Annotated in this window: 25 protein-coding genes, 2 tRNA genes and 1 other RNA gene; all 28 read right to left on the minus strand. The window is 43.7% G+C overall.

The features are described 5' to 3' along the window. Window positions 1-24: 24 nt before the first annotated feature. Window positions 25-1221, minus strand: a complete 1197-nt coding sequence (locus BLP63_RS01650) for an aminotransferase-like domain-containing protein (RefSeq protein ID WP_092589141.1) — start codon at window positions 1219-1221, stop codon at window positions 25-27. Window positions 1222-1338: 117 nt separating this feature from the next. Further along, window positions 1339-1557, minus strand: a complete 219-nt coding sequence (locus tag BLP63_RS01655; RefSeq protein WP_092589142.1) for a DUF951 domain-containing protein — start codon at window positions 1555-1557, stop codon at window positions 1339-1341. Window position 1558: 1 nt separating this feature from the next. Further along, window positions 1559-1834, minus strand: coding sequence for a DUF3343 domain-containing protein (locus BLP63_RS01660; protein WP_092589143.1), 276 nt, complete (start codon window positions 1832-1834; stop codon window positions 1559-1561). Window positions 1835-1842: 8 nt separating this feature from the next. Further along, window positions 1843-2445, minus strand: a complete 603-nt coding sequence (gene yedF / locus BLP63_RS01665; protein WP_092589144.1) for a sulfurtransferase-like selenium metabolism protein YedF — start codon at window positions 2443-2445, stop codon at window positions 1843-1845. A 71-nt stretch (window positions 2446-2516) separates the two neighbouring features. Continuing rightward, window positions 2517-3200 carry a CvpA family protein gene (locus tag BLP63_RS01670; protein ID WP_092589145.1) on the minus strand — a complete coding sequence of 228 codons (684 nt, stop codon included), beginning with the start codon at window positions 3198-3200 and terminating at the stop codon, window positions 2517-2519. Between the two features lie 66 nt (window positions 3201-3266). Next, window positions 3267-4430 (minus strand): DUF5711 family protein, encoded by a 1164-nt coding sequence (locus BLP63_RS01675; RefSeq protein WP_092589146.1) that lies wholly within the window; start codon window positions 4428-4430, stop codon window positions 3267-3269. A 15-nt stretch (window positions 4431-4445) separates the two neighbouring features. Beyond that, entirely contained in the window at window positions 4446-5084 is a 639-nt protein-coding gene (locus tag BLP63_RS01680) for a nucleotidyltransferase family protein (RefSeq protein WP_170829222.1), read from the minus strand. Further along, window positions 5081-5800, minus strand: coding sequence for a selenium cofactor biosynthesis protein YqeC (yqeC, locus tag BLP63_RS01685; RefSeq protein WP_170829223.1), 720 nt, complete (start codon window positions 5798-5800; stop codon window positions 5081-5083). Before yqeC ends, BLP63_RS01680 begins: the two co-directional genes overlap by 4 nt. Before the next feature lie 17 nt (window positions 5801-5817). Further along, window positions 5818-6981: a THUMP domain-containing class I SAM-dependent RNA methyltransferase gene (locus BLP63_RS01690; RefSeq protein ID WP_207646392.1), complete on the minus strand. Its 1164-nt coding sequence runs from the start codon at window positions 6979-6981 to the stop codon at window positions 5818-5820. A gap of 131 nt (window positions 6982-7112) precedes the next feature. After that, window positions 7113-8711: a response regulator gene (locus tag BLP63_RS01695; RefSeq protein WP_092589149.1), complete on the minus strand. Its 1599-nt coding sequence runs from the start codon at window positions 8709-8711 to the stop codon at window positions 7113-7115. A gap of 6 nt (window positions 8712-8717) precedes the next feature. After that, window positions 8718-9320 carry a CpaB family protein gene (locus tag BLP63_RS01700; RefSeq protein ID WP_092589150.1) on the minus strand — a complete coding sequence of 201 codons (603 nt, stop codon included), beginning with the start codon at window positions 9318-9320 and terminating at the stop codon, window positions 8718-8720. A 12-nt stretch (window positions 9321-9332) separates the two neighbouring features. After that, window positions 9333-9812, minus strand: a complete 480-nt coding sequence (locus BLP63_RS01705) for a hypothetical protein (RefSeq protein WP_092589151.1) — start codon at window positions 9810-9812, stop codon at window positions 9333-9335. Then, window positions 9791-10177: a hypothetical protein gene (locus BLP63_RS01710; protein ID WP_092589152.1), complete on the minus strand. Its 387-nt coding sequence runs from the start codon at window positions 10175-10177 to the stop codon at window positions 9791-9793. The genes BLP63_RS01705 and BLP63_RS01710 overlap by 22 nt, the downstream gene beginning before the upstream one ends. Continuing rightward, window positions 10178-10408 (minus strand): hypothetical protein, encoded by a 231-nt coding sequence (locus BLP63_RS01715; RefSeq protein ID WP_092589153.1) that lies wholly within the window; start codon window positions 10406-10408, stop codon window positions 10178-10180. It abuts the gene before it with no gap. Window positions 10409-10465: 57 nt separating this feature from the next. Next, window positions 10466-11299 (minus strand): hypothetical protein, encoded by an 834-nt coding sequence (locus tag BLP63_RS01720; protein ID WP_092589154.1) that lies wholly within the window; start codon window positions 11297-11299, stop codon window positions 10466-10468. Next, window positions 11296-12162, minus strand: coding sequence for a hypothetical protein (locus tag BLP63_RS01725; protein WP_092589155.1), 867 nt, complete (start codon window positions 12160-12162; stop codon window positions 11296-11298). The genes BLP63_RS01720 and BLP63_RS01725 overlap by 4 nt, the downstream gene beginning before the upstream one ends. Further along, window positions 12163-13341, minus strand: coding sequence for an ATPase, T2SS/T4P/T4SS family (locus BLP63_RS01730; RefSeq protein ID WP_092589156.1), 1179 nt, complete (start codon window positions 13339-13341; stop codon window positions 12163-12165). A 5-nt stretch (window positions 13342-13346) separates the two neighbouring features. Beyond that, window positions 13347-14642, minus strand: a complete 1296-nt coding sequence (locus BLP63_RS01735; RefSeq protein ID WP_092589157.1) for a P-loop NTPase family protein — start codon at window positions 14640-14642, stop codon at window positions 13347-13349. Between the two features lie 277 nt (window positions 14643-14919). Further along, window positions 14920-15549 carry a 50S ribosomal protein L25 gene (locus BLP63_RS01740; RefSeq protein WP_092589158.1) on the minus strand — a complete coding sequence of 210 codons (630 nt, stop codon included), beginning with the start codon at window positions 15547-15549 and terminating at the stop codon, window positions 14920-14922. Between the two features lie 126 nt (window positions 15550-15675). Beyond that, window positions 15676-16278 carry a recombination mediator RecR gene (gene recR / locus BLP63_RS01745; protein WP_092589159.1) on the minus strand — a complete coding sequence of 201 codons (603 nt, stop codon included), beginning with the start codon at window positions 16276-16278 and terminating at the stop codon, window positions 15676-15678. Window positions 16279-16287: 9 nt separating this feature from the next. After that, window positions 16288-16611 carry a YbaB/EbfC family nucleoid-associated protein gene (locus BLP63_RS01750; RefSeq protein WP_330387054.1) on the minus strand — a complete coding sequence of 108 codons (324 nt, stop codon included), beginning with the start codon at window positions 16609-16611 and terminating at the stop codon, window positions 16288-16290. Window positions 16612-16670: 59 nt separating this feature from the next. Then, window positions 16671-18395 (minus strand): DNA polymerase III subunit gamma/tau, encoded by a 1725-nt coding sequence (gene dnaX, locus BLP63_RS01755; protein WP_092589161.1) that lies wholly within the window; start codon window positions 18393-18395, stop codon window positions 16671-16673. Between the two features lie 117 nt (window positions 18396-18512). Continuing rightward, window positions 18513-18772, minus strand: an RNA gene (gene ffs, locus BLP63_RS01760) — signal recognition particle sRNA large type. Window positions 18773-18791: 19 nt separating this feature from the next. Continuing rightward, a tRNA-Ser gene (locus BLP63_RS01765) sits at window positions 18792-18880 on the minus strand. A gap of 10 nt (window positions 18881-18890) precedes the next feature. Continuing rightward, the gene (tadA, locus tag BLP63_RS01770; protein WP_092589162.1) at window positions 18891-19346 is read right to left on the minus strand and encodes a tRNA adenosine(34) deaminase TadA; all 456 of its coding nucleotides are present in this window, start codon (window positions 19344-19346) and stop codon (window positions 18891-18893) included. A gap of 74 nt (window positions 19347-19420) precedes the next feature. Beyond that, window positions 19421-19497 (minus strand) — tRNA-Arg (locus BLP63_RS01775). An 87-nt stretch (window positions 19498-19584) separates the two neighbouring features. Further along, window positions 19585-20472, minus strand: a complete 888-nt coding sequence (locus BLP63_RS01780) for a diacylglycerol/lipid kinase family protein (RefSeq protein WP_092589163.1) — start codon at window positions 20470-20472, stop codon at window positions 19585-19587. 30 nt (window positions 20473-20502) lie between these two features. Beyond that, the gene (locus BLP63_RS01785) at window positions 20503-21369 is read right to left on the minus strand and encodes a ParB/RepB/Spo0J family partition protein (RefSeq protein WP_092589164.1); all 867 of its coding nucleotides are present in this window, start codon (window positions 21367-21369) and stop codon (window positions 20503-20505) included. Window positions 21370-21380: the final 11 nt, after the last annotated feature.

The following is a 21380-nucleotide window of genomic DNA, read 5'->3' on the forward strand; positions in this document are numbered from 1 at the left end:
TGCTTCAAATACCTTTACAGCGCTCTATTTCTTAAGCGCATTCACAGCTTCATGCAAGACCTCGCCAAGTCGCTTGATGCCTTCAACAATAAGATCTTCCGGCATATTGGAATAATTGATGCGCATTGTGTTTTCCTGGCCGCCATTCGGGAAGAAGGATCCCCCTGGGACAAATGCGACATTCTTTTCGATCGCTTTAAGCATCAGGTCCCTTGCATTAAGCTCTGGCGGCAAAACAGCCCAGGTAAAAAGGCCTCCGTTTGGATAAGTGTAAGTGACCTCTTCAGGAAAATATTGTTTCATTGTATCCAACATCAATGTTCTGCGCTGCCTGTAAACCTCTTTGATTTTTTCAACATGGGCATCCAAATCGTAAAGCTCCATAAACATATCGAGCTCACGCTGAGTCATGGAATTGCTCTGAAGATCAGCCCCCTGTTTGACCGTTATGAATTTGTTGAGGATGCCCTCTTCAGCGCACACCCAACCTACACGCAGTCCAGGACAGAAGGTCTTTGAAAAAGTTCCGAGAAAAATGACCCTTCCATCCGTATCCAGGGATTTGATTGAAGGCAGCATTTCACCCTCAAATCTTAGTTCTCCATACGGGTTGTCTTCGACGACAGGCAGATCATACTTTCTGGCAGCTTCCAAAAGCCGCTTTCGCCTTTCCAGGCTCCAAGTCCGACCTGTTGGATTTTGAAAGTCTGGAATCACATAAATCATTTTGACGTTGTCATGACTTGCGAGCTTGTTCTCAAGATCTTCTATAAGCATGCCATCCTCGTCCGTTTCGACCTCAATGAATTGGCACTGATAGGCTTTGAACGCGTTGATTGCGCCGAGATAGCTCGGGCTTTCACAAACGACGTAATCCCCGGGATTCAAAAATACTTTGCCTGCAAAATCAAGTCCCTGTTGAGAACCCGTTGTAATCAGGATGTCGTTTCCCTTAGCGGTAACCCCCACTTTGCCCATGCGCGCAGCAATTTTATCCCTGAGCGGCGCAAAGCCTTCGGTGGGACTATACTGCAGCGCCTGTCTGCCCGCTTCTTCCAGGACTTTGACGGCTACGACCTTCATCTCTTCAATGGGAAAAAGCTCAGGCGCGGGCAACCCACCCGCAAATGAAATGATTTCCGGTCTGACAGTCAACTTAAGTAGTTCTCTGATCTCAGAAGCTTTAATACCTTCCATTCTGTCCGCGAACTTGATAGCCATAAAATCGACCTCCATTTTGTTCAAAAAGTAAAATCCCTCACCTCATTATATCATCTCTCTCAGGTTTGGGATTAAGAATTTACAATTTTTGAAGTTCGATTCAAATATTTTGGCAATCTATTTTTTAATATCTTCTGGTTTGAGCAGAGTGCCCTGTCTCTCGATTTTCCTTATTCTCTTTTCCAGATTGGCTCGGGAAATCCATATTTGTTTTTCGCATTTTATACACTTGATTCTGAAGTCCATCCCTATTCTCAGGACCTCAAAGCGATTGTTGCCGCAAGGATGCGGCTTTTTTGTATCAATAATATCCCCTATCTGGATTTCAAGCGGCATCTCAGTCCCTCCATTCAATGACGACAGATCTTTGTGCGATGTCAGTTCGATCAATTCTGAACAGCTTCATGCCCTCTTTGGATATGCCTTCCAAGGCTTCAAGGACCGTCTCCAGATTTTCATCCTTGATTCGGATTGATAGCCCACAGCTTGTGGAAATTTCCCGGGGCGTCGGCACCATTGTGATAGGTGCGCCTGAAGCCACCAATTTTTTTTCCGTACTGATCGCATAATGCGTAGAATCGAATGCAATGACATAAAACTTTTTTTCCAGCATGAGCGCTCCTAAATTCTAATTGTATTTTTGGCTTTGTGCATGGTTTCCACAATGGCGTACATGTTGCCTACGCCTCCAACCGCCAGTTTCTCTTTGATTTTGTAATAGTCGAGGCAAGTGCCGCAGGATAAGATCTCGACCCCGGTCGACTCGAGCAGTCTTAAATGTTCGAGGACGGGTGAACCCTCAACGGTCAGTTGAACGCCGCTGTTGACAAACAGAATTGACTTTGGATAGGGTTCCAACTCAGTGAGGGTATAAAAATAACCCTTGATCAGTACCTCTCCGAGAGTCTCGTCGCCTTCTCCAAAAGTATTTTTACCGACCAATATTACAATCTCAGACAATTTTGGTTTTGGCTGAGGCATGATTTCGGCATCAAACATGACTTCGGTTTTATAGATGTCGATGTAATAAAAACCATCGGCTTGCTTCACTTCATAACGGAAATTTTGACTCTTCGCATATTTAATGACATTTTCACGCGCGGTGTCGTTATCTACAATAGTGGTCACAATGCCGCTCGTAAGCTGATCCATTGCTTTTTTAGTCTGAATAACGGGTTTGGGGCAAGTCAGCCCCCGTGCGTCTACCTCTGTTTTTTGGTTCAATTCGAATACCCCTTTCTTTCTGCAGTCACTCAAAAGCGCAGATCCTTGCTTTGTGAAAGTCCGACCATTATTTAGCCGCTAACAAAATAATATAACAGATACAGCAGCATATTGTTATTGTAAAAATTAATAGCCAGCGTGGAGTTATTCAAAGAATTTATCAGCCATTCACTTCCCGTCAGAGGAATCAGGAAGGTGATGACGAGCATCAGGATCCACACGTTGATGAGACCCAGCAGAGCACCCAGCAACAACCCGGCAAGCTTATTGGCCTGTTTCAGCAGCGGCAGCTCAGAAAGGGCTGAAGTCACGACACCCAGTATAGCCAGTGCCAGCATGACTGCCAAAAAGACCACTATAAAGGCAAAGCCTTGAGTAATGCCGTTTGCTATACTTTTCGAAAGCTCTCCAAACAACGCTTGGTTGATGTTTTCTGAGACAGCGTCACCTGAAGTCATCATCTCCGGCACAGAAAGCGCCTTTGCGACAGCATTTGAGGGTACCCAGGAGGTTGACCCCTGTGTCGCGAACTGTTCTGTCAGCTTCTCAAAAACCCGAACTTCCAGAGTCTCAAAAAACTCCATCCGTGTTTTTAAAAACTCCGCGACACCACTCCGAAAAAGGAGTGCCACCACAAAAGCTGCCAAAACCCCTGTCAGGTTGATCAGCATTCTAAAAAAACCTTTTCTTAAACCACTTATGGCTGTAGCAATAATAACAGCAGCCACAACCAAATCCATGAGATTAAACCCCATTAAAAGCCCTCCCTTTCCCGCCTTTCCGAGATGCAAACAGAAAGGCTGATGCTGCAGTCCTTGTACTTAATAGCTGCAGGTATAGATTTCATAGCGGTTTTCATACTCTACCCCTAAATGGAACTTATCCAACCACTCCAAAGCCAACAAGCTGTCATCCAACGTCTTGGCTCCAAGAAGCTTTCCGGAAAAGTTGAGGATATGCAGCTTGCCATCTCCCATATAAGCAATACGGTCAGGCCCTATAGCCATCTGGTCCACGACTGTTTCCAGCTTACGTTCAAAGAAACGCTCTCCAGCCGGATCATACATGGAAAGGACATTGTCGTCCCGGGTATCATCTATGGCTTTATTTTTTATGGTCAAATTCAGAAGTGAATTCCCAAGGGAATCGAATTCAAGGCGCGTCACTGAGCGATCGATGATCTTCTTCCAGAGTTCATCATTTTGGTCATCAAAGGCAATGATCATGTCGTCTGAATAGCCAATAAATCCGCCAGCCGCTTCATTGAGCCTGAAAAGGACGGTGTTGTTGAAGTTTCGTGCCCCCCTCATTCTGCCATCAGTACCAAACATCAGCACATTTGTATGAAAGTAATCCTCTTCCACGACAAGAACGGACAGGGCAATGAGCTTCATGGATGCTGAATAGCTGAGGTCCAGCAGATCCTCGTAGGGTACGGGGACCGTCGCTGACATAATCCCCTCCGGATTGATCAGCGCAATTTTTTTGTCGTTTTTCAAATACAAAGCCGTATAGCCGTCCGAGCCAACCAGAAATCTGTCGACTTTGCCCAAGCCCTCAAGTTTTGATAGAATTTGACCTTTTTTGTCCAGAACGTAAAAATCACCAGTCGCTTTATCACAGATATAGAAGCTTTCGTTCCGTTCATGAGCAAGAATGTCGCTTCCAAAAAATTCTTTTTCCCAGACGACTTCACCTCTGACCGTCATGTAGGTAAGCCTCTCGTTCCCCGTCTTGATTATGCCTGATACCACAGGATAAAAGAAACTTTGCTTTTTGTAGGTTGGTTCAGCTGAAGTGCTGACTGTATTGATTTTTTCAATGGAAATAGGTCCCAGCCCACTGGCTTCGCGAATCATGGAGATCACATGACTGGTACCGAATACAAATGTAAAAGATAAGAGCAGCATCGCAAAGGATAGTTTTCTTCGTCGTCGTCTTCTTTTCTTTATCTGATCCAGCTTATCCTGGATAATTTCAGTCATGATGCTCACCCTTTATCATAAGTCTGAATAGGAACTCAGGATTTCAGACAAACGCTCCAAGTCCTGGACATGGTCGACATCCATCAGTTCCTCTGCAAATTCAACTTCATACCGTACCGCTGCCTCTGGATGCAGCTTGATGATCCGCCGTCCGCCAGTATCTCCTGTCAATTCCAAGAGCTCTGATTTAAACCAGGCATCAAAAATAACCGGATTCCCGACTTTGCCCTGCCAGGACGCCATCATAATTTTGCCTTTTCCCAGTGGAAACGCGCTCAGCATCCCCGCAATTGTTTGCCCGCTCAAGAGGGGTTGGTCCGCCGTTAAAAACAGATAGGCCCTTGCTGCCCCTGCAGCCTCAATCCCGAGTCGGACTGACACAGACTGCCCTTCCTCAGGCGCAGCATTGTAACAGGTATTGTAGCCATAGACTTCAGAAAGTACCGCGACAGAAGGATCATGCCAAACCACAGTAACATCTCCCGGCTCACAGCCTGCCGCTTCAACCGCTTTAAAAATCCAATCTGCCAGAGGCCGACCATGAAAACCAGTCAGCAGCTTATTGCCCCCAAAGCGTCTGGACATGCCGGCTGCCATTATTATCACCTTAAACGCCTTGCCGTTCCAAAGCCCCTCGCCCTTTGCATGCCTCATCTCCATAGGCCACGCTCTGTCACGATCACAGGCATTCTTACATCAGATCTGACAGCTTCAATAAATGAATCGTGATGACGCTCAGCTTTGTTTATGAGCACGACCTCTAAAGCGGTCTCAGGGCAATCCTTAAAAAGACCATTTTTTGAGCTTATAAGCTTTACAATGGCTTCTGCTGTCACTGCGCTTCCCTCGCTTAAACCCGTAAGCTCTAAAAACAGGGGCAGCCGATGGACATTCTCCCCAGACGCAGGCACATCAAACGCATCTGCCCCAAGAACACCTATAGCGACCTGAGTTTTCCCGGGAAATCTCGGTTCCCCCGCCCTGGGTGCCTTAAGCGGCCTTTTATTGGCGCCGTCTGCTTCTATCAACGCAACCATATTCCTTGAACGAGAGATCCAAAGATCAACTTCATCCGGCTCAAAACCGTAAATCTTTCCTTGCGCGTCCATACCGCGCGCCACCATGGTTATGCCAGCTTTCAGCGTCCCCACTTCTTCTAAGGTCTCGACTGACAAAAAATGGTCTATCCTGGGCGGCTTCTCAAGCATCATTCTGGTCGTCGTCAAAACAGCGATTTTCAGATTTGAATCCAGCACTTTATAGTCTGCTGCCAAATCAAATAATGCGCTGGTTTTTCCTCCGGCCCCGCACAAAGAAATCACAGTTGGCCTGCGAATCTTCAACAAGCGCTCAATTTCAGCGAGAAGCATGCCCAAACACTCCATTCCTATATATTTTCCGATTCTTCCACAACTCGTTTAGGTGGCTTTGGACCAAAATACTGATAAAAATAACACTTGATCCTGCCATTGTAAAGCTTCCTGTTTTTGGTGGCTTTCTTTCCAAAAGCAGCTTCAAATCCCTCATGCGCCGTGATGACATACCACGACCAAGTGTCGAGTTTTACAAACCGGTCTCCCATGATACTGTAAAGCTTTTCAACTTGCCTTAAGTCAGAAAGTCGTTCGCCATAAGGCGGATTTGTGAGAATATAGCCATATTTGTCCTTAGAGCTCAGTTCAGCAACATCCCTCGTTTGAAAATGGATGCATTGAGAAACCCCTGCTTTTTCAGCGTTTTCACGAGCAATGCGAATACTCCTCGGATCGATGTCATAGCCTTCCAGCATAAAGTTTGTATCTTTTCTGATCATATTGCGGGCAGTATTTCGTTCAAAATCCCAAACAGATGCAGGCATCCAGTGCCAATGCTCAGAGTCGAATTTACGGTTCAATCCAGGCGCCTGATTTAATCCAATCAGGGCGGCTTCTATCAGAAGCGTACCACTCCCACACAATGGATCAATCAGTGGGATGAAAGGCCGCCATCTGCTGATTCTAACAAGAGCGGCCGCCAAAGTTTCCTTCAATGGCGCTTCATTCCCTTTTTCGCGGTACCCTCGTTTATGGAGCCCTTCGCCTGACGTATCCAGCAATACGATCACATTATCTTTTAAAATTGAAACCAGAATGCTGTATCTTGGGCCAGTTTCATTAAACCATTCTGTTTTGTATGTCTCCTTAAGCTTTTCCACAACAGCTTTTTTTGAAATGGACTGAATGTCTGACAAGCTGAATAAAGTGGACTTTACTGATTTTGCATTGACCGGAAATGTGCCGTCCTGAGGAATATAGGCTGCCCAATCAATCTGACGGACACCTTGAAAAAGAGCCTCAAAAGTGTCTGCTTTAAATTCAGCGAGCTTAATAAAAACACGGTCAGCGCTGCGCAACCACAAATTGGACCTGACGATCCCCGCCAAATCCGAATCATATTCCACTCTTCCGTTTTCTACGAGTACTTGATCAAAACCGAGTGCCTTAATTTCGTCCGCGACGACAGACTCTATGCCAAACGCCGCTGTTGCCTGTAATCTGAATTTCTTTATCATCATAAAAACTCCTGTGCTATCATGTCTTTTCAAACATTATAACACAGGAGTCACTGGTGCACCCTGGAATCTTTACGAGACAAAACACAAACCTTGAGAGTTCGTTCTGACAAAACATCCCTGATTCACTTTTATTTAAAAAATCTGTCCAAGACTTTCTTTAAGGAACTCTCTTCAATGGGTTTTGGCAAATGCTCGTCAAACCCATAGCTCGTTAAATAATCGCGCTCGGAATCAATAACTTTTGCGGAGACAGCGATAATGGGACACCTGAAGCGATCCAGCTTCTCAATCTCATCATAAGCCTCGAAGCCATTCATGTGCGGCATCATGATATCCATCAAAACAAGATCAGGTTTATGCCGAGAGTAACGCTCCACCGCATCTCTTCCTGTTCTGGCAAAATCGAGGTCAAACTCATCCTGGAGCAAAAGTTTCAATGATACACGCCCCATGACGTCATCTTCTGCGATCAGGATGCGTTTTCTTCTCGCGGTCTCCGTAATATATGGCTCTGTAAGTTTTTGATTGTCGAACTGCAAATTTTCATTGCTGATGCCGCTCCCGTTAAACTGGGCATAGACATAGATATTAATCTCCGAGCCACGTCCATAAGCGCTTTCTATCTCCAAGCGGCCGCCCATTTTGGAAAGCAGAGTCAACGCAGTAACGTAACCTAAGCCCGTCGAATCCCCCAGCGATGAAAGAATATCCTCCGGTTGGGGATTATCTGAAAGTCTCTTCAACCACTCGAGTTTTTCTTCAGAAAATCCAATCCCTGTATCTTTCACGCTGATCCGAAGTTTCAGCTTATCCTCAATAATGCTGATCTTTGTGATTTGAACGAGGACCCCGCCATGCTCCGTATGTTCAAAAGCATTCTCCAGCAAATTCCGTACAATATTGCCCAATCGCAGAGGGTCCCCTATCAATTCAGATGGTAAATTGTCATCCACTTGAATCGAAAAATCCAGATTCCTCTTCTTTGATAAAAATCTGAACCGGTGATAAAGGTCATCCACAAAATCTGTCAGCAAGAAGGGTTCGATATTGAACACCAGCTGCCCTTCTTCAATAGCATAAATTTCATGAAGATTGCTGATTTTTCTATACGCTTTATCAGATTGATTCATTAAACGCTCAATAGTATCCCGTTCATCCCTGTAAAGCTCAATCACGCGTAATCGGTCAATATCATTATTGATGATCTCAAAAATGTCTTTTAGTGACTCGACCATTTCATAAAACAAAGTTCTATTTTTGTTTTCCCTGTGTACGGCTTTCTGTTTGTCCTGATCGAGCTCAGCAATCCAGTTCTCCAGTTGATCCTCTGAACCCGTCTTTTGCTTTTGTTTCAACGTCTTGGCAATAACGACAGCACCCGTCACCGCACCAGCTTGATCCCTGACAGCTTCAGCGCGCTTGATCCAAAATTCACCCTCACTGCCCTCAGCTTCCTTAGGGACAATGCCTTCAGAGACCGCCCCTTCTCTTATGGCGCGGACACATGGGCACTGCAGGCATCCAAGTTCAGAAGCCTGAAACACTTCAAAGCATTTTTTGCCGATGGCTTTCGAATCCAGATCAAGCATTGCTTTATTTGCCCACTCTATGGTGTAATCCAGATCCAGTCTAACGACCAACTCTGGAATGAGGTTGAGTATTTCTGCCAAATAGGCAGGCGTCTTCTCAAGAACCGCATCAACGCTGTGTCTATGTATATCTTCCAAATTTCGTCAACCCTCTCTCTGTCCCAGCGGTTTTTTTCTGATGACCTGAAAAGTGTGTGTAGCTTTAATTCGACACAATTCAAGGATCTCCTTCTTTTCACCCGTCAGAATCAAATAGACTGGCTGCAGCATAGAGATTTCGCAGGGCTGCAAATTTTGATCCAGAATATCGCTGACATTCATGGTCTTGAAGTGAATCAGTGCGTCGTCTCCTTTGATCCCCAGCAAATCAATTTCTTCTCCAATGACAATTTTATAAGCTGCAGCGTCCTGGGGCTCCAGTTTTAATGCAATTTCCGCGTAGTCATAATCAGGCTTGAGGCTGAGGCTATCCTGTGTGAGAAATTCCCCTTGCCGAAGTGTACGAGAAGACCAGGCAGGGAGTTTCATCTCTGACGCCTTGATCATCCATGGCTCCAAAGAGGACTCCCCAATCCTGACGGTCGAAAAAGATTCCGTCGTAAGAGGATCACCTGGATACAACAATTGATTTGAAATCAGAACCTCCTGGAATTTTTCAGAACTGGACGCCATCCGCATCAGACTGATTTGAAGTGCCATGGTTATAAGCATCAGCCCAAATATCCATACCATCATTCTTTTCTTCATTTCCCATCTCCTTTACTGATCTATTTCAATTTCACGGTCGAGATGGATTTTTATCGCAGTTGCTGAGTAACCCAAGCTGTCAGTCAACCTTTCCATTAAAAAAGAAGGTTGATGTGGAAACGCAACGACCAGATGCAACAGCGGATCATCCCGTACAGTCCCCATTGGACAGATTCCGGTACTATGCCATGAGAGATTTTTAATTTCAGCCTCTTCTTTGAATTGCGATTGAATTTCCTCCGTCAGCGTGGCTTCAAGATTTGCATTAAAGGTTGCTTTAGCACCTGAGGCAGAGGTATTGTCCAGTTCTGTCTGAAGCCTTTCTGACGCTGACTTTAAAGCGCTACCCGCCTGATTCAACCGAATGTAAAACAGATACCATTCAAAAGCAGCAGCTGAGAGCGCTATAAGAATGACTACGATCAGCAATGACAGAATCAAAACCTCAAGCCCCGCTATTCCGCTGTTGTTTAATTTAGGATTTTTCTGCATACAACAAATCTCTCAAAGCGATAGATATAGCGGTGATCGTTAAAACTTATCCAATTGGTCATAAGTCTGCCAGAGATCTCACCTTCAACTAAGAATTTCGCTTTTTCGCCTCTTTTCAAATTTTCGATTGAATCTACAGAAACCTCAACGACATCTAACCCCGCGCCGACCAGTAAAGAGGCTAATTCCACCTCATCTGCGTCCGCAAAAGACTGATTCAACGCCATCTGTTCACTGAAGGAAGCACAAATCGTATCAAGTCTGGCCTTCGTAACTACGGGCGTAAGCAGTTCGAACAGCGCTACGCCAGCACCGAGAACAAATACCAGACAAAATCCAGCCAGGAGCAATCCACCTTCACGCATTCAGCTTGTTTTGAAAACGGTCAACTCAATATTAGCCCACCACGTCGTCAATGATGTCACCATATCCTCCACCAAGGTTTCCATGCTTGGCATTACAATCACAGCTGCCAGCACAATTGATACAACTATTCCTATGACCATGTCTACAGCGAACTGCCCTCTTTCATCTGCGAGATGTGTTGTTACGGCCTTCTTTAATTGGTTTATACCCTTGATAATTACCACGTTCATATTGTGGCCTCCCCTCAAATAATTGCTGCCAGTTTTACTTCCTCGTTATAAAAACTGTTAAACAAATAAAGATTCCAGCGCTTGCAGCATCTGAAGCGCCAGTGGAATTGCGATCACCGCAAATGTTATGCTGCCGGATGCAGCAATCAGCAGGATCAAGTTGAACTGAATCCTGTCCTGCTCTACAGCGACGGACTCTAAATATCTCTGAATCATCACCTCCTCTTGTCTTTGAATCAGCTCAACTGCCTCACCGGACTCAATGCCCTGCCTGAGGATAGTGAGCAGCGTTTCTGAGGCTTTTGACGGATAACGCTGAGTCAATTCATTAGAAGCACGTTCGAAATCCAATGTTCTGAAATAAGCCCCTGTAAATGCGTTCAGGGCATTTCGCATATCTTTATCCGGCGCTGCCAAATGAACATGTCTCAGTATTTCAACAGCGGAATGTCCCGCGAGAAGCTGAGTGCATAGAAATCGATACACTTTATATAAATTCATATTGAACTGTGCCTCAAAAGCTCTTTTGTACTGCTTCAGCCGACCTCTTCGAATAAGCTCTACGATTAACCAAACGGGAAATGCTCTGGCCGGATTCCTGAATGCCGCTAAAATTGGAAGAACAACCGTAACTAATCCATAAGCATAAACTATTTTTCTGGCTTCATTTTCACTGTAACCGGCCTGTTGGTAAAGTTTTAGGTTCCGAGCGATCCAGCGCCTGAAGATATTTCTTGACCCCAGCGCTGACTGTTCTCTTCTTTCACCAGAGGGTCTAAAGGACACTTTTTTATACCACTGGCGTTTTGTGATCCACCCAGCTATACCACATGCAGATACGAAGTCCAGTAATACCAGGATCACAGTTACTACCATCAGCTTTGAACTCATTTTCCTCTGATCCCTCCAGGTGCGCCTGAAAAAATCGCAAGACAGGTGGTCAGCAATACCATGACGGACAAACCCGTTGTGATATAAATGCCCGCTGTACTCTGCAGGTAAAATTGTCTGACATGAGGCTGCCTTGAAACCATCATTAAGAACAACGAAATAGCTGAGCTGTTCAGTATGTAAACCGTCCATTTAAACTTTTTGTTTTCAAGACGATTCTTGCTTCGCTCAAAATACAATCTGTACGATTCCTGCTCAAAGCTGTCAAATAGCTTGACCAGGTCCCCTCGGCTTCTTGCAGAAAATTTCAAATGTATCATAAAATCCCTAAAGAGAGGCATATCCAGTGCCAGCGAAAAATCGTCGAAAGCTTTTTCGATTTCCACACCATGCTGCACAGATAAAAGTAAACGCTTCAAAGCTATACCAAGTGCTGGCGTCAAGGGTTCCTCTGCCACGCGCGACAAACATTGAATCAGATCCGGATGTATGGACGCCCATCTTTTTAACATTCCAAACATGAGGGACAGAGAGGCCTCCTGATCCGTTATTATTTTCTGAATCGCAATTTCAAAAGCCATAACTGGCAATAACACACCGCAAATAAAGCCAATGCCCCCAATCAAACTGCTATTCGATAAAAAATACAAACCGAAAAATCCAAAAGCTCCAGCCGTCATTGAGGCCATCATCAGATAAGACACTCGAATCCAAGACAAATTGTATACCGTCCTGATTGGCACACAATAACGTTTTTCTATTTTAAGTATCCACCCCAAATTCACGACGGTGTTCTGGCTAAGAATGAGACACCCCAAACAAATCGTGATCAAAAGGATTGGCAGGTGATAGACCGAGAACATTTAAAACCTTCTTTCATACAACATGTTAAAGCTGGAATGCTCTGTCGCGCCTGACATAGGCCGCACAACTTCCGCGATTCGCTCAACCTTAAAATTTTTCATGTAAATGACCCGGTCAAGACTGGAGGTTATGATCTGCATGGCAGTTTTTTCAGAGATCCCCTTTTGTGACAAATCAGACAGCATCATGATTCTGATAGGCGTTTCTTCAATGCCGCCACTGTGCAATGTTCCCATGATCCTGTGATCTGTATAGCCTGCTTTGATGAACTCCCATGCCTCGGGTCCAGTCAGCTCTCCAACAACATAACCATCCAGGCTCATAGTGAGACCGTCTCGGACAAGGTGCTCGAGCGTCACCCTAAAATCCGGCTGCCTGTGTCTGACAATTCTTTGTACTACAAAAGAAGGGCTGTCCGGAAAAAGCTCTGTCTCTGATTCGCAGATCAATAACCTCTGAGACTCGCCAATGATATTCAAAATTGCCCTCAAGAGTGTCGTTTTACCTGACCCACCTTTACCGACTATTACAAACCGTTTCTCAGACAAAGCCATATCAACGATCAAAGCATGCGCTTCAGGATCCATCATTCCCATACTTTTAAGAATCTCTAAATCATAACTCACAAACCGGTGCTTTCTGATGCTAAGAGAAGGGCCACCCTGACTCCTTGGCGCAATGGTTGCGTTGATCCTCAATCTCAAGGCATCATCTGAAACTCTTGCGTGACTGTCAGTTTCATTCAAAAGGCCGCCATTTCTTATAACGATCAGCTTGCAATAATTCTCAAAATCTCTATTGGATTCAAACTTAAGCGGCAGTCTGAACACCTCACCGGATCTTTTGACATAAAGATGATCATAACGTGTGACAATCAGATCTGAAACCGACTCATCTTCTAAAACGCTTTGTAAAATTCCGTAACCAAACATATGGTCCATGATCTGCTTGATCATCTTGTCTCTTCTGGCCAAATTTCCCAGTCTATCTACAATTCTGATCACTTCCGTTTCCAGAACACGCCTCTCGACCCGTTTGCCTTCAACATCTGCCAACAAATCCGAGTGATATTCAACCAACTCTTCTATGACGCTCACGATTTCACGATCCAGCCTACGTCCGGGTTCTCCAGCCGACTGCTCTATGAGCGGTTCGTGAAAGCTTTTTAGGACACCCATATAAACTATCCCCTCATTTCATGCATCAATTTGATAATTATTTTTTCATGAGCTTCAAGGGTGATGCGATCCATCATAGGACCATACATCTTTCCTTCTTTGCGTGCTTTCTCACGCTTTGTATTCGACGGAATTCTACCCAAATATCTCGACCCCGTCAGCGCCTCATAATCATTCGTCGAAAGACTAAAAAACGCATCCGCGTCATAAGCAATAAATTGATGCTTTAATCGATCAATTTTTTGCCGCTCAGTCACATAGGCCGCAGAAGATGCTGCAGACCTTAATGCCAATACACCATCACTCACGGGTATAAGATTTTTATCTGATACAAGCAAACTGACTGCTGTAAACGCATCGTAGATAAAGGCATTCACAAGCATAATCACGACTTCAAAGCATGTGTCAATGCGCTCCAAAAGTCGCATGAAGTCATCTTTATCATAATATTCATAGTCATTTAAGTTATAGCTTCCAGTCAATGCGTACAAATCACTGTTTCCCTTAATTCTCGAACATGCACTCATAATCTTTTCAGAGTTTAGGCTATTCTTTCTAATGGCATCTAACAGAATATTCAAACCTGTTGATTGATAAGAATCATAGCCCTCTAATGAATCCGTCACTGTCTTTCTGGCTTCCAGAAGCAAGTCCAAAGAAGGAAACAACCGGTCTGCATCGACTATTAAAGTTTTCCTCTTGAATTTTTTTGAAAACACCCATCCGAGCTCACACCCGTACTCACTATTTCCAAAGACACAAAGTTTTAACCGCTGATTTATGAATTCGGGACGCTTTTCGGTGACTTTAAAAATCTCTTCAAATTTTTGTCTTAGTTTTTTTTTCTCAGAGGTGTGAATACCACACATCAGAGCTTCCGCTTCATAACCTCTGATTTCTGGTTGCTCAGCAATGATCCTGCTAATGACCTCAATGCGTTCCTGATCAACAATGCCTTCAAGACCCAATGCCTCGGTGCGTTCATAGACAGTCCTTGGACGGTATAGTCTGTCAATTAACGTCCCCGTGTTGAGCTCTCCGCGCTCAATAAACTCGTCGAATCCTGTTAGAATTAAATTCCCATCCCCATGTCCCTGTGTTAGAATTGCGATCCATTTTACTTCAGGCCATTTCAGCCTGAGTGTCTGGATAGACGACCAGCGCGCTAATAAGTGCTCCGAGTTAACTTCAAACAAAACTGTTTTTACAGGTGCGCATCCCAAAAGCGTTGTCACCGAATCCAGTTCGGTGCGAATAGCCATTTCCACCCCACCGCCAATTTGGTCCTGTAAGTCTGACATGATCGATTTTATTCTTCCTACAGTGGAATGAGATTCATACCACAATAAAGTTATCATTCAATCGCCGCTTTCCAATTTTTAACATTACTATAACTTTATATCCATATTTTGTCAATAGTTATATTTTGCCATCTTGTTCCCGTTTTAAATAAAAAATTTTCACCTCAACATTTCACGCCTTTTAAAGACATTTGATTAGCCTCACCGCGATATAGTACAAAAAAAAAAGGATAGGGCTTATACAACCCCATCCTTCCTTTACGAACACTCTATTCAACTATTCTTCGTCTTTTTCTTTGCCAATCAATTCAGGTTCTTTAACTTCTTCTTCTTCAGAAGCCTCTGGCTCTTCTTTCTGTGGTGCGCTTACAGCAAGGACAGTCAAATCTCGATCTGTCAATAAAGCCACTTTTTCCATGTTCTCAAAAACCAAGTCAGAAACTCTTATGATATCTCCGAATTCCATCCCGTCCACATCAACATAAACATGCTCAATCAAATCAGATGGTAAAGCTTCAATCTCAATTTCTGTAAGGTGATCCTCGAGCACTGCACCAATTCTTTCAATCGAATCACGATTTCTAACGATAATTGGAACAGGTATTCTTACTGTTTCATTAGCTGAAAGCTCTTGAAAATCAATATGGACCAATAGATCTTTAAGCCCTTTTCTTTGAAAATCCTTAACGACAGCCATAACGGTCTTCCCGTTTATTTCGAGATCGAGTGTTGATCCCTTCGCATGGTACATCAGGAAGCGATCCATTTGTTTACGATCCAGTTTAATGGATCTGGTTTCTTTGTTATGACCATAAATGACGCCTGGCACATAGCCTTGGGTACGGATATACTTGATCTTGTTTTTCCCGACCTCTGTTCTAAGATTTGCTTGTATCAGTTCCCTCATTATGCTACCTCCTTGTTCATTATGTTCAAATAGATAGATACCCCAAAAAAATGTTTTAAACTCATCATTATCTCATAAATTAATTCTACACCTGTGCTAACGACTGACTATTTCCCGGGAAATATTTTAATCCAATCTTCGTCTGCCCTCTATAGCCTTCATTAACGTCACTTCATCAGCAAATTCGAGGTCTCCGCCGACAGGTATGCCATGAGCCAGTCTGGTGATAATAATCCCGGTTCCCTTCAACAATTTGGAAATATACATAGCGGTTGCCTCACCTTCAATCGTGGGATTTGTCGCCAGAATAATCTCATTGACATCATGTTGTTGGAGCCGGACAATTAACTCCTTCAGCTTAATATCCTCAGGCCCAACTCCGTCCATAGGTGAGATCGCACCGTGCAAAACATGATAAAGGCCATGGTATTCACGCGTCTTCTCAATTGCGATTACGTCCTTGGGCGACTCAACCACACAAAGCGTCTTTTGGTCTCGTTTTGCTGATGTACAAATAGGACATGGATCTGAATCCGTCATATTAAAGCAAACTGAGCAAAAAATAATTTTTTCCTTTGCGTAAATAATTGATTTAGCCAGCGCTTCCGCTCTGTTTTCTTTATCGTTGACCAAATAAAAAGCCAGGCGCTGGGCAGTCTTTCTACCGACGCCTGGCAGCTTTGCCAGCTCGTCAATCAACAGGTTAAGAGGCTGTGGCAAATATACCATGTCGGTTGCCTAAAAAAGGCCGGGGATATTCATGCCACCCGTAACCTTGCCCATTTCTTTCGAAACAGCTTCTTCAGCAGTACGCATTGCCTCATTGACGCATACCAAAATCAAATCCTGCAACATTTCAACGTCTTCTGGATCAACAACTGACGGATCGAGGTTAATAGAAATAATCTCCTTTTTTCCAGATACTTTCACTATGACTGCGCCACCGCCTGCACTTGCCTCATATGTTGCTTTTTCGGCTTCCTCTTGAAGTTTTTGCATATCTGCCTGCATTTTTTGTACTTGTTTCATCATCTGATTCATATTCATGCCACCCGGCATCATTGGACCTCTACCCTTAGCCACATTAATTCCTCCTCTTTCACATTGTTAAAATACCTTTATTAATCTTGAATCTCAAGTAAATCCGCCATATCTCCAAGCAATTCCCTAATTCTGTCTTCTGTACTTGGTCCTTTCTTTTGCTGATTGGCTTCATTTATAACTTCGAGTACAAAGCCCACAGCTGCCCCAAGGACACTTTCAAAGGCCTCTTCCACCACCTTATGGTTCGCTTCTTCTTTCAATTTCTTGATGTGCAGCTCTTGGTCAGCCTTAAAGCCCACTACCAAGTGTCCTTTTTCAAACTTAAGGGGTGTGCCATCCACCAGAAAAGCATACACACGACCGTTGTTTTTCTGAAGATAGGTTAATATTTCAGGCCATAAACGAAGAACTTTTTCCGGGTCTACGTTGATTGCGTTGCGAGTTCCAGAATCAGACGCCCTATTGGAGCTTTTTTGAACATTCTCGGATTCTTGCACTGCTTCTTCCTTGAGTCCAAACTTGAATCCAATCTCATTGTCAGGCACACCACTCACGGAGACTATGGATTTATTGGCCAAATAATCAGGACTCTCATCAGCAAGTGTCTGAGGCTGATTGACTGAAACCATTTCACCATTTTTAATCAGCCGTTTCAGAAGCGCAAGTTCATTCTCCAACTTTTCAAGTCTCTCAACGGCCTCTGCAGCACCTACAGAACCTGGTGTCATAGCCTTCAACAAACCTGTCTCCAAGAAAATTAATGGATTCTGAGCGTATTTGATTTGTGTTTCAATGGCTGTTAAGGCCTCAAGCAATTTTACAGCGCCATTCATACCAAACATTTTTGCCTGGGCTATAACACGTTCGGGAAGCAAACCCGAAAATTTAAGCATTCCCGGGTGATCTGGCGCGGCTGCGGTTACCATAACATCCCGAAAAGCGAGGATCAAATCTCTGGTAAATGCCTGTAAGTTAGCACCACTTTCTGAAAGTTGATTGAGACTATTCAGCACAGATCTTCTGTCACGCCTGCCAATATGATCAATCAAATCCATCAAAAAATCTACACCAATGAGCCCTAAAATTTGGTCGACATCCTCTGCCTTCAAAATTTGTGAAGTCGATGTAAGGCAGCGGTCGAGGAGACCGAGCGCATCCCTGACAGCTCCGTCAGCCCTGTTGATCAGCTTGTCAAGTGCTTTGGGCTCACATGACATCCCCTGAGATTCACAGATTAAATTCATCCGTTCCATTAAATCATCTTTACCAACGCGTTTGAACTCGAATTGCTGGCATCTGGAGAGAATTGTCGCTGGAATTTTATGCGGTTCAGTCGTTGCCAAAATAAACACCGCGTAATCTGGCGGTTCCTCCAACGTTTTCAGCAGCGCGTTGAAGGCACTGGTAGACAGCATGTGAACTTCATCAATAATATAGACTTTAAATTTACTTCTTGAAGGTGGGTATTTTACATTCTCGCGAAGTTCTCTTATGTCGTCAACGCCATTGTTGGAGGCTGCGTCCATTTCAATGACATCCATCAAAGTCTCATCCAGGATGGATTGACAAATCTCACATTTATTGCAAGGATTATGGTCTGTTCGTTCAGGACAATTAATGGCACGTGCCAGAATTTTAGCCGTAGAAGTCTTACCTGTACCACGTGTTCCTGAAAAAATATAAGCATGGCCGAATTTGCCGTGTTCAATTTGATTGCGCAGAGTATCCACTATAGCCTTTTGGCCAATCAGATCCTCAAAGACCTTGGGTCTCCATTTCCTGTATAGTGCAGTATAGCTCATGGCAATTCGCCCTCTCTAAACATTTAGTAAAGTACTACCTAATCTATTATATCAGATGTCGTCTCATTGTAAAAAAAAAGAGAGCTTCCGCTCTCACTTTTAACTTTAGCTATTAATCGCATACCCGGTTGTACATATTAAAAATATATGAATTCCCGCAGCTACAAGCACAATCAGGCACCCTTGCGGCACATAGAACGATCCGCTTACCGCTGCTTTCTTCCGAACCTGACGGGGTTCACAGGGTCCTATTGCGCAAGACCCGACTGACTTGCGACTGCGGGAAAAGCATACTCTTAATTTTACACCCGGTTTCGGATCCTGCTCGCAGCGGATTGCAGGTCATAAGGGTCCGCCAGACTCCCCATCCATACGCGGTCAACAGTTAAAATAAAATGGCGGAGAGGGCGGGACTCGAACCCGCGGGGCGGTTAAGCCTTACACGCTTTCCAGGCGTGCCCCTTAGCCAACTCGGACACCTCTCCACATAGTCTGTTACTTTACGCGCAACTTTTCAAAAAAACTGCTCATTATCTGAGCTGTCTCATCCGAGAGAATGCCTTTTTCAAGTTGTACTCTATGGTTAATTCTTTTGTCTTGGGACAAGTCGTACAGGGATCCAAACGCACCTGCTTTTATGTCTTTTGACCCATAGACTACCCTTGAAACTCTCGATTGATAAATTGCACCAGCACACATCAGACAGGGTTCAATTGTAACATACAAGGTACAACCTGTCAACCGCCAAGAGTTAAGATGTTTTGAGGCTTTTTCCAGGGCTATCATTTCAGCATGGAGCTGCGCATTTCTTCCCTGCTCTTTTAGGTTATGTCCTCTCGCTATGATTACGCCTCGTCTGACAATGACAGCACCTATAGGCACTTCGCCTTTTGATGATGCCAGACGCGCCTCATAAAGCGCTTCACGCATGTACATTTCATCATGAAGCATGGTTTCCTCCAAAATCAGGTGTGAACCGTACCTTTTTTGTTTTGTTTCAGACAAAAAAAGGTACGGTTCAACTTTGGCGCACTCGAAAGGAGTCGAACCTTCGACCTACCGCTTAGGAGGCGGTTGCTCTATCCTACTGAGCTACGAGTGCAAATTTCAAGCTATTCAGGCAGACTTTATGCTGACAGCTACTTTTCTATGTTAAAGAATTCCCTGCGATTTGTCAACGCCGAATACATCAATTGCAGTAAAAGTATATTTCATCTTCTGATAAAGTAACATGAACAGGCGTTGTTCCGGTTATATTACCGTCCACATTGAGTAGCAAGCTATGATCCAAGCTTTTTACAATAACTTCAGAGCATTTATAATACTCTACTTCTTTTACTTTAAGATGTTCCCCTTTAAAAATGGATGGAAATACTGACAATAATTTAATTTTTGTTACTTTATTGACAATGCAGACGTCTATTAAGCCGTCATCAATTTCAGCTAATGGTGTTATTTTCATGCCACCACCAAAATATCTGCCATTTGCCGCAGTGATCAGAAGCGTCTCTCTTTTAATAGTTTGTTGATCTATCGTAATTTCAACGCTTCTGGCCTTATAAGTCATTAACGCTTTTATTGTGCTTATTAAATAGGCAGCAGGTCCAGGAATAATTCGTTTAATTTTTTCAGTATCCAACACAATGGGGCCATCTATCCCCATTGCGCAAACGTTGACGCATTTAATGCCATTACAATTAAGCAAATCAACTCTTTTTGACTCACCTTTAATAATTTCTTCCAATATTGATAAAGGATCTTGATTTGAATATAAAACTTTTGAAAAATCATTGCCTGTTCCACAAGGCAGAATACCTGCAATGATATTTGCAGATCCCGCCTTCGAAATACCTTGAATCATTTCCGTCAGTGATCCGTCTCCGCCAACAGCGATCAATTCTTTATATCCATTCTTTATTGCATTAAATGCCATACTTTCAATTTGCCCTTTAAATGTTGAAATCGCGAAATCGTATTCTAAACCTGTTTTTTTAAGTCGATCATGAATGGGTTCAATTAACGCCTTTGCGGCTCCCTTGCCAGCAACAGGATTGACAATAAACATAAGTTTTCTCATTTTTCACCTCATAATGTTTCACGTGAAACATTACTCACCTCGAATTAAATTATAAAGCCTATCCAAATCTTCATCATTATAAAACTCTATTTCTATCTTTCCCTTTTGCCTTCCACGCTTTATTTCTACTTTTGTCCCAAAATGCTCTCTTAATTGCGATTCCATATATTTAACTTCTAAATCAGGTTTGGATTTCTTCTTAACCTTAGTTTTCCTTTCTGGCCTTGATAAAGCATCTTCAATTTCACGGACACTTAACGTACCGTCAATGATCTTCAAAGCCCACGCATGCTGATGCTCTAAATCATCAATCCGAAGTAAAGCTCTTCCGTGGCCTCCACTAATTTGTCCAACAGCAATCATATCTTTGACACGATCGTCCAATTTAGTCAAACGCATGGTATTAGCAATATGTGACCTGCTTTTACCTACAGCTTTCGACAAATCTTCCTGAGTCAATCCGTAATGTGCTATTAAATGCTCATAAGCCATAGCTTCTTCTATATCGTTTAAATCTTCTCTTTGAATATTCTCAATTAATGACAACTGCGCAATGTTTATATCATCAACTTCCCGAATAATAACAGGTACGCGCTTTAAACCCGCCATGCGAGCTGCTCTCCAGCGACGTTCACCAGCAATGATTATATAACCATTACCATTATGCCTCACAAGTATTGGCTGAACGATACCATGTACTTCTATTGAATCTTTCAACGAGAGCAGTGCATCCTCGTCAAAATGCCTCCTAGGCTGACCGGGATTTGGTGTAACTCTCTCAATTTCAACATCTATAACTTCAGCGGATCTATATTCGCCTATTGACGCAATTTCGGCCTCTGGTATCAGCGCGCCTAAGCCTTTCCCTAATCCTCTTTTAAGCTTTCCTGCACTCATAAGGTCCTCCT

This window comes from Acidaminobacter hydrogenoformans DSM 2784 (assembly GCF_900103005.1).
In the GTDB taxonomy this organism is placed as follows: domain Bacteria; phylum Bacillota; class Clostridia; order Peptostreptococcales; family Acidaminobacteraceae; genus Acidaminobacter; species Acidaminobacter hydrogenoformans.

Bases quoted from the DNA above. Each gene is read 5' to 3' on its own strand.
- BLP63_RS01650 (WP_092589141.1), bottom strand. From the start codon at position 1,221: ATGGCTATCAAGTTCGCGGACAGAATGGAAGGTATTAAAGCTTCTGAG.
- BLP63_RS01655 (WP_092589142.1), bottom strand. From the start codon at position 1,557: ATGCCGCTTGAAATCCAGATAGGGGATATTATTGATACAAAAAAGCCG.
- BLP63_RS01660 (WP_092589143.1), bottom strand. From the start codon at position 1,834: ATGCTGGAAAAAAAGTTTTATGTCATTGCATTCGATTCTACGCATTAT.
- BLP63_RS01670 (WP_092589145.1), bottom strand. From the start codon at position 3,200: ATGGGGTTTAATCTCATGGATTTGGTTGTGGCTGCTGTTATTATTGCT.
- BLP63_RS01675 (WP_092589146.1), bottom strand. From the start codon at position 4,430: ATGACTGAAATTATCCAGGATAAGCTGGATCAGATAAAGAAAAGAAGA.
- BLP63_RS01680 (WP_170829222.1), bottom strand. From the start codon at position 5,084: ATGAGGCATGCAAAGGGCGAGGGGCTTTGGAACGGCAAGGCGTTTAAG.
- yqeC (WP_170829223.1), bottom strand. From the start codon at position 5,800: ATGCTTCTCGCTGAAATTGAGCGCTTGTTGAAGATTCGCAGGCCAACT.
- BLP63_RS01690 (WP_207646392.1), bottom strand. From the start codon at position 6,981: ATGATAAAGAAATTCAGATTACAGGCAACAGCGGCGTTTGGCATAGAG.
- BLP63_RS01700 (WP_092589150.1), bottom strand. From the start codon at position 9,320: ATGAAGAAAAGAATGATGGTATGGATATTTGGGCTGATGCTTATAACC.
- BLP63_RS01705 (WP_092589151.1), bottom strand. From the start codon at position 9,812: ATGCAGAAAAATCCTAAATTAAACAACAGCGGAATAGCGGGGCTTGAG.
- BLP63_RS01710 (WP_092589152.1), bottom strand. From the start codon at position 10,177: ATGCGTGAAGGTGGATTGCTCCTGGCTGGATTTTGTCTGGTATTTGTT.
- BLP63_RS01715 (WP_092589153.1), bottom strand. From the start codon at position 10,408: ATGAACGTGGTAATTATCAAGGGTATAAACCAATTAAAGAAGGCCGTA.
- BLP63_RS01720 (WP_092589154.1), bottom strand. From the start codon at position 11,299: ATGAGTTCAAAGCTGATGGTAGTAACTGTGATCCTGGTATTACTGGAC.
- BLP63_RS01725 (WP_092589155.1), bottom strand. From the start codon at position 12,162: ATGTTCTCGGTCTATCACCTGCCAATCCTTTTGATCACGATTTGTTTG.
- BLP63_RS01730 (WP_092589156.1), bottom strand. From the start codon at position 13,341: ATGGGTGTCCTAAAAAGCTTTCACGAACCGCTCATAGAGCAGTCGGCT.
- BLP63_RS01735 (WP_092589157.1), bottom strand. From the start codon at position 14,642: ATGTCAGACTTACAGGACCAAATTGGCGGTGGGGTGGAAATGGCTATT.
- BLP63_RS01740 (WP_092589158.1), bottom strand. From the start codon at position 15,549: ATGAGGGAACTGATACAAGCAAATCTTAGAACAGAGGTCGGGAAAAAC.
- recR (WP_092589159.1), bottom strand. From the start codon at position 16,278: ATGGTATATTTGCCACAGCCTCTTAACCTGTTGATTGACGAGCTGGCA.
- BLP63_RS01750 (WP_330387054.1), bottom strand. From the start codon at position 16,611: ATGATGCCGGGTGGCATGAATATGAATCAGATGATGAAACAAGTACAA.
- dnaX (WP_092589161.1), bottom strand. From the start codon at position 18,395: ATGAGCTATACTGCACTATACAGGAAATGGAGACCCAAGGTCTTTGAG.
- tadA (WP_092589162.1), bottom strand. From the start codon at position 19,346: ATGCTTCATGATGAAATGTACATGCGTGAAGCGCTTTATGAGGCGCGT.
- BLP63_RS01780 (WP_092589163.1), bottom strand. From the start codon at position 20,472: ATGAGAAAACTTATGTTTATTGTCAATCCTGTTGCTGGCAAGGGAGCC.
- BLP63_RS01785 (WP_092589164.1), bottom strand. From the start codon at position 21,369: ATGAGTGCAGGAAAGCTTAAAAGAGGATTAGGGAAAGGCTTAGGCGCG.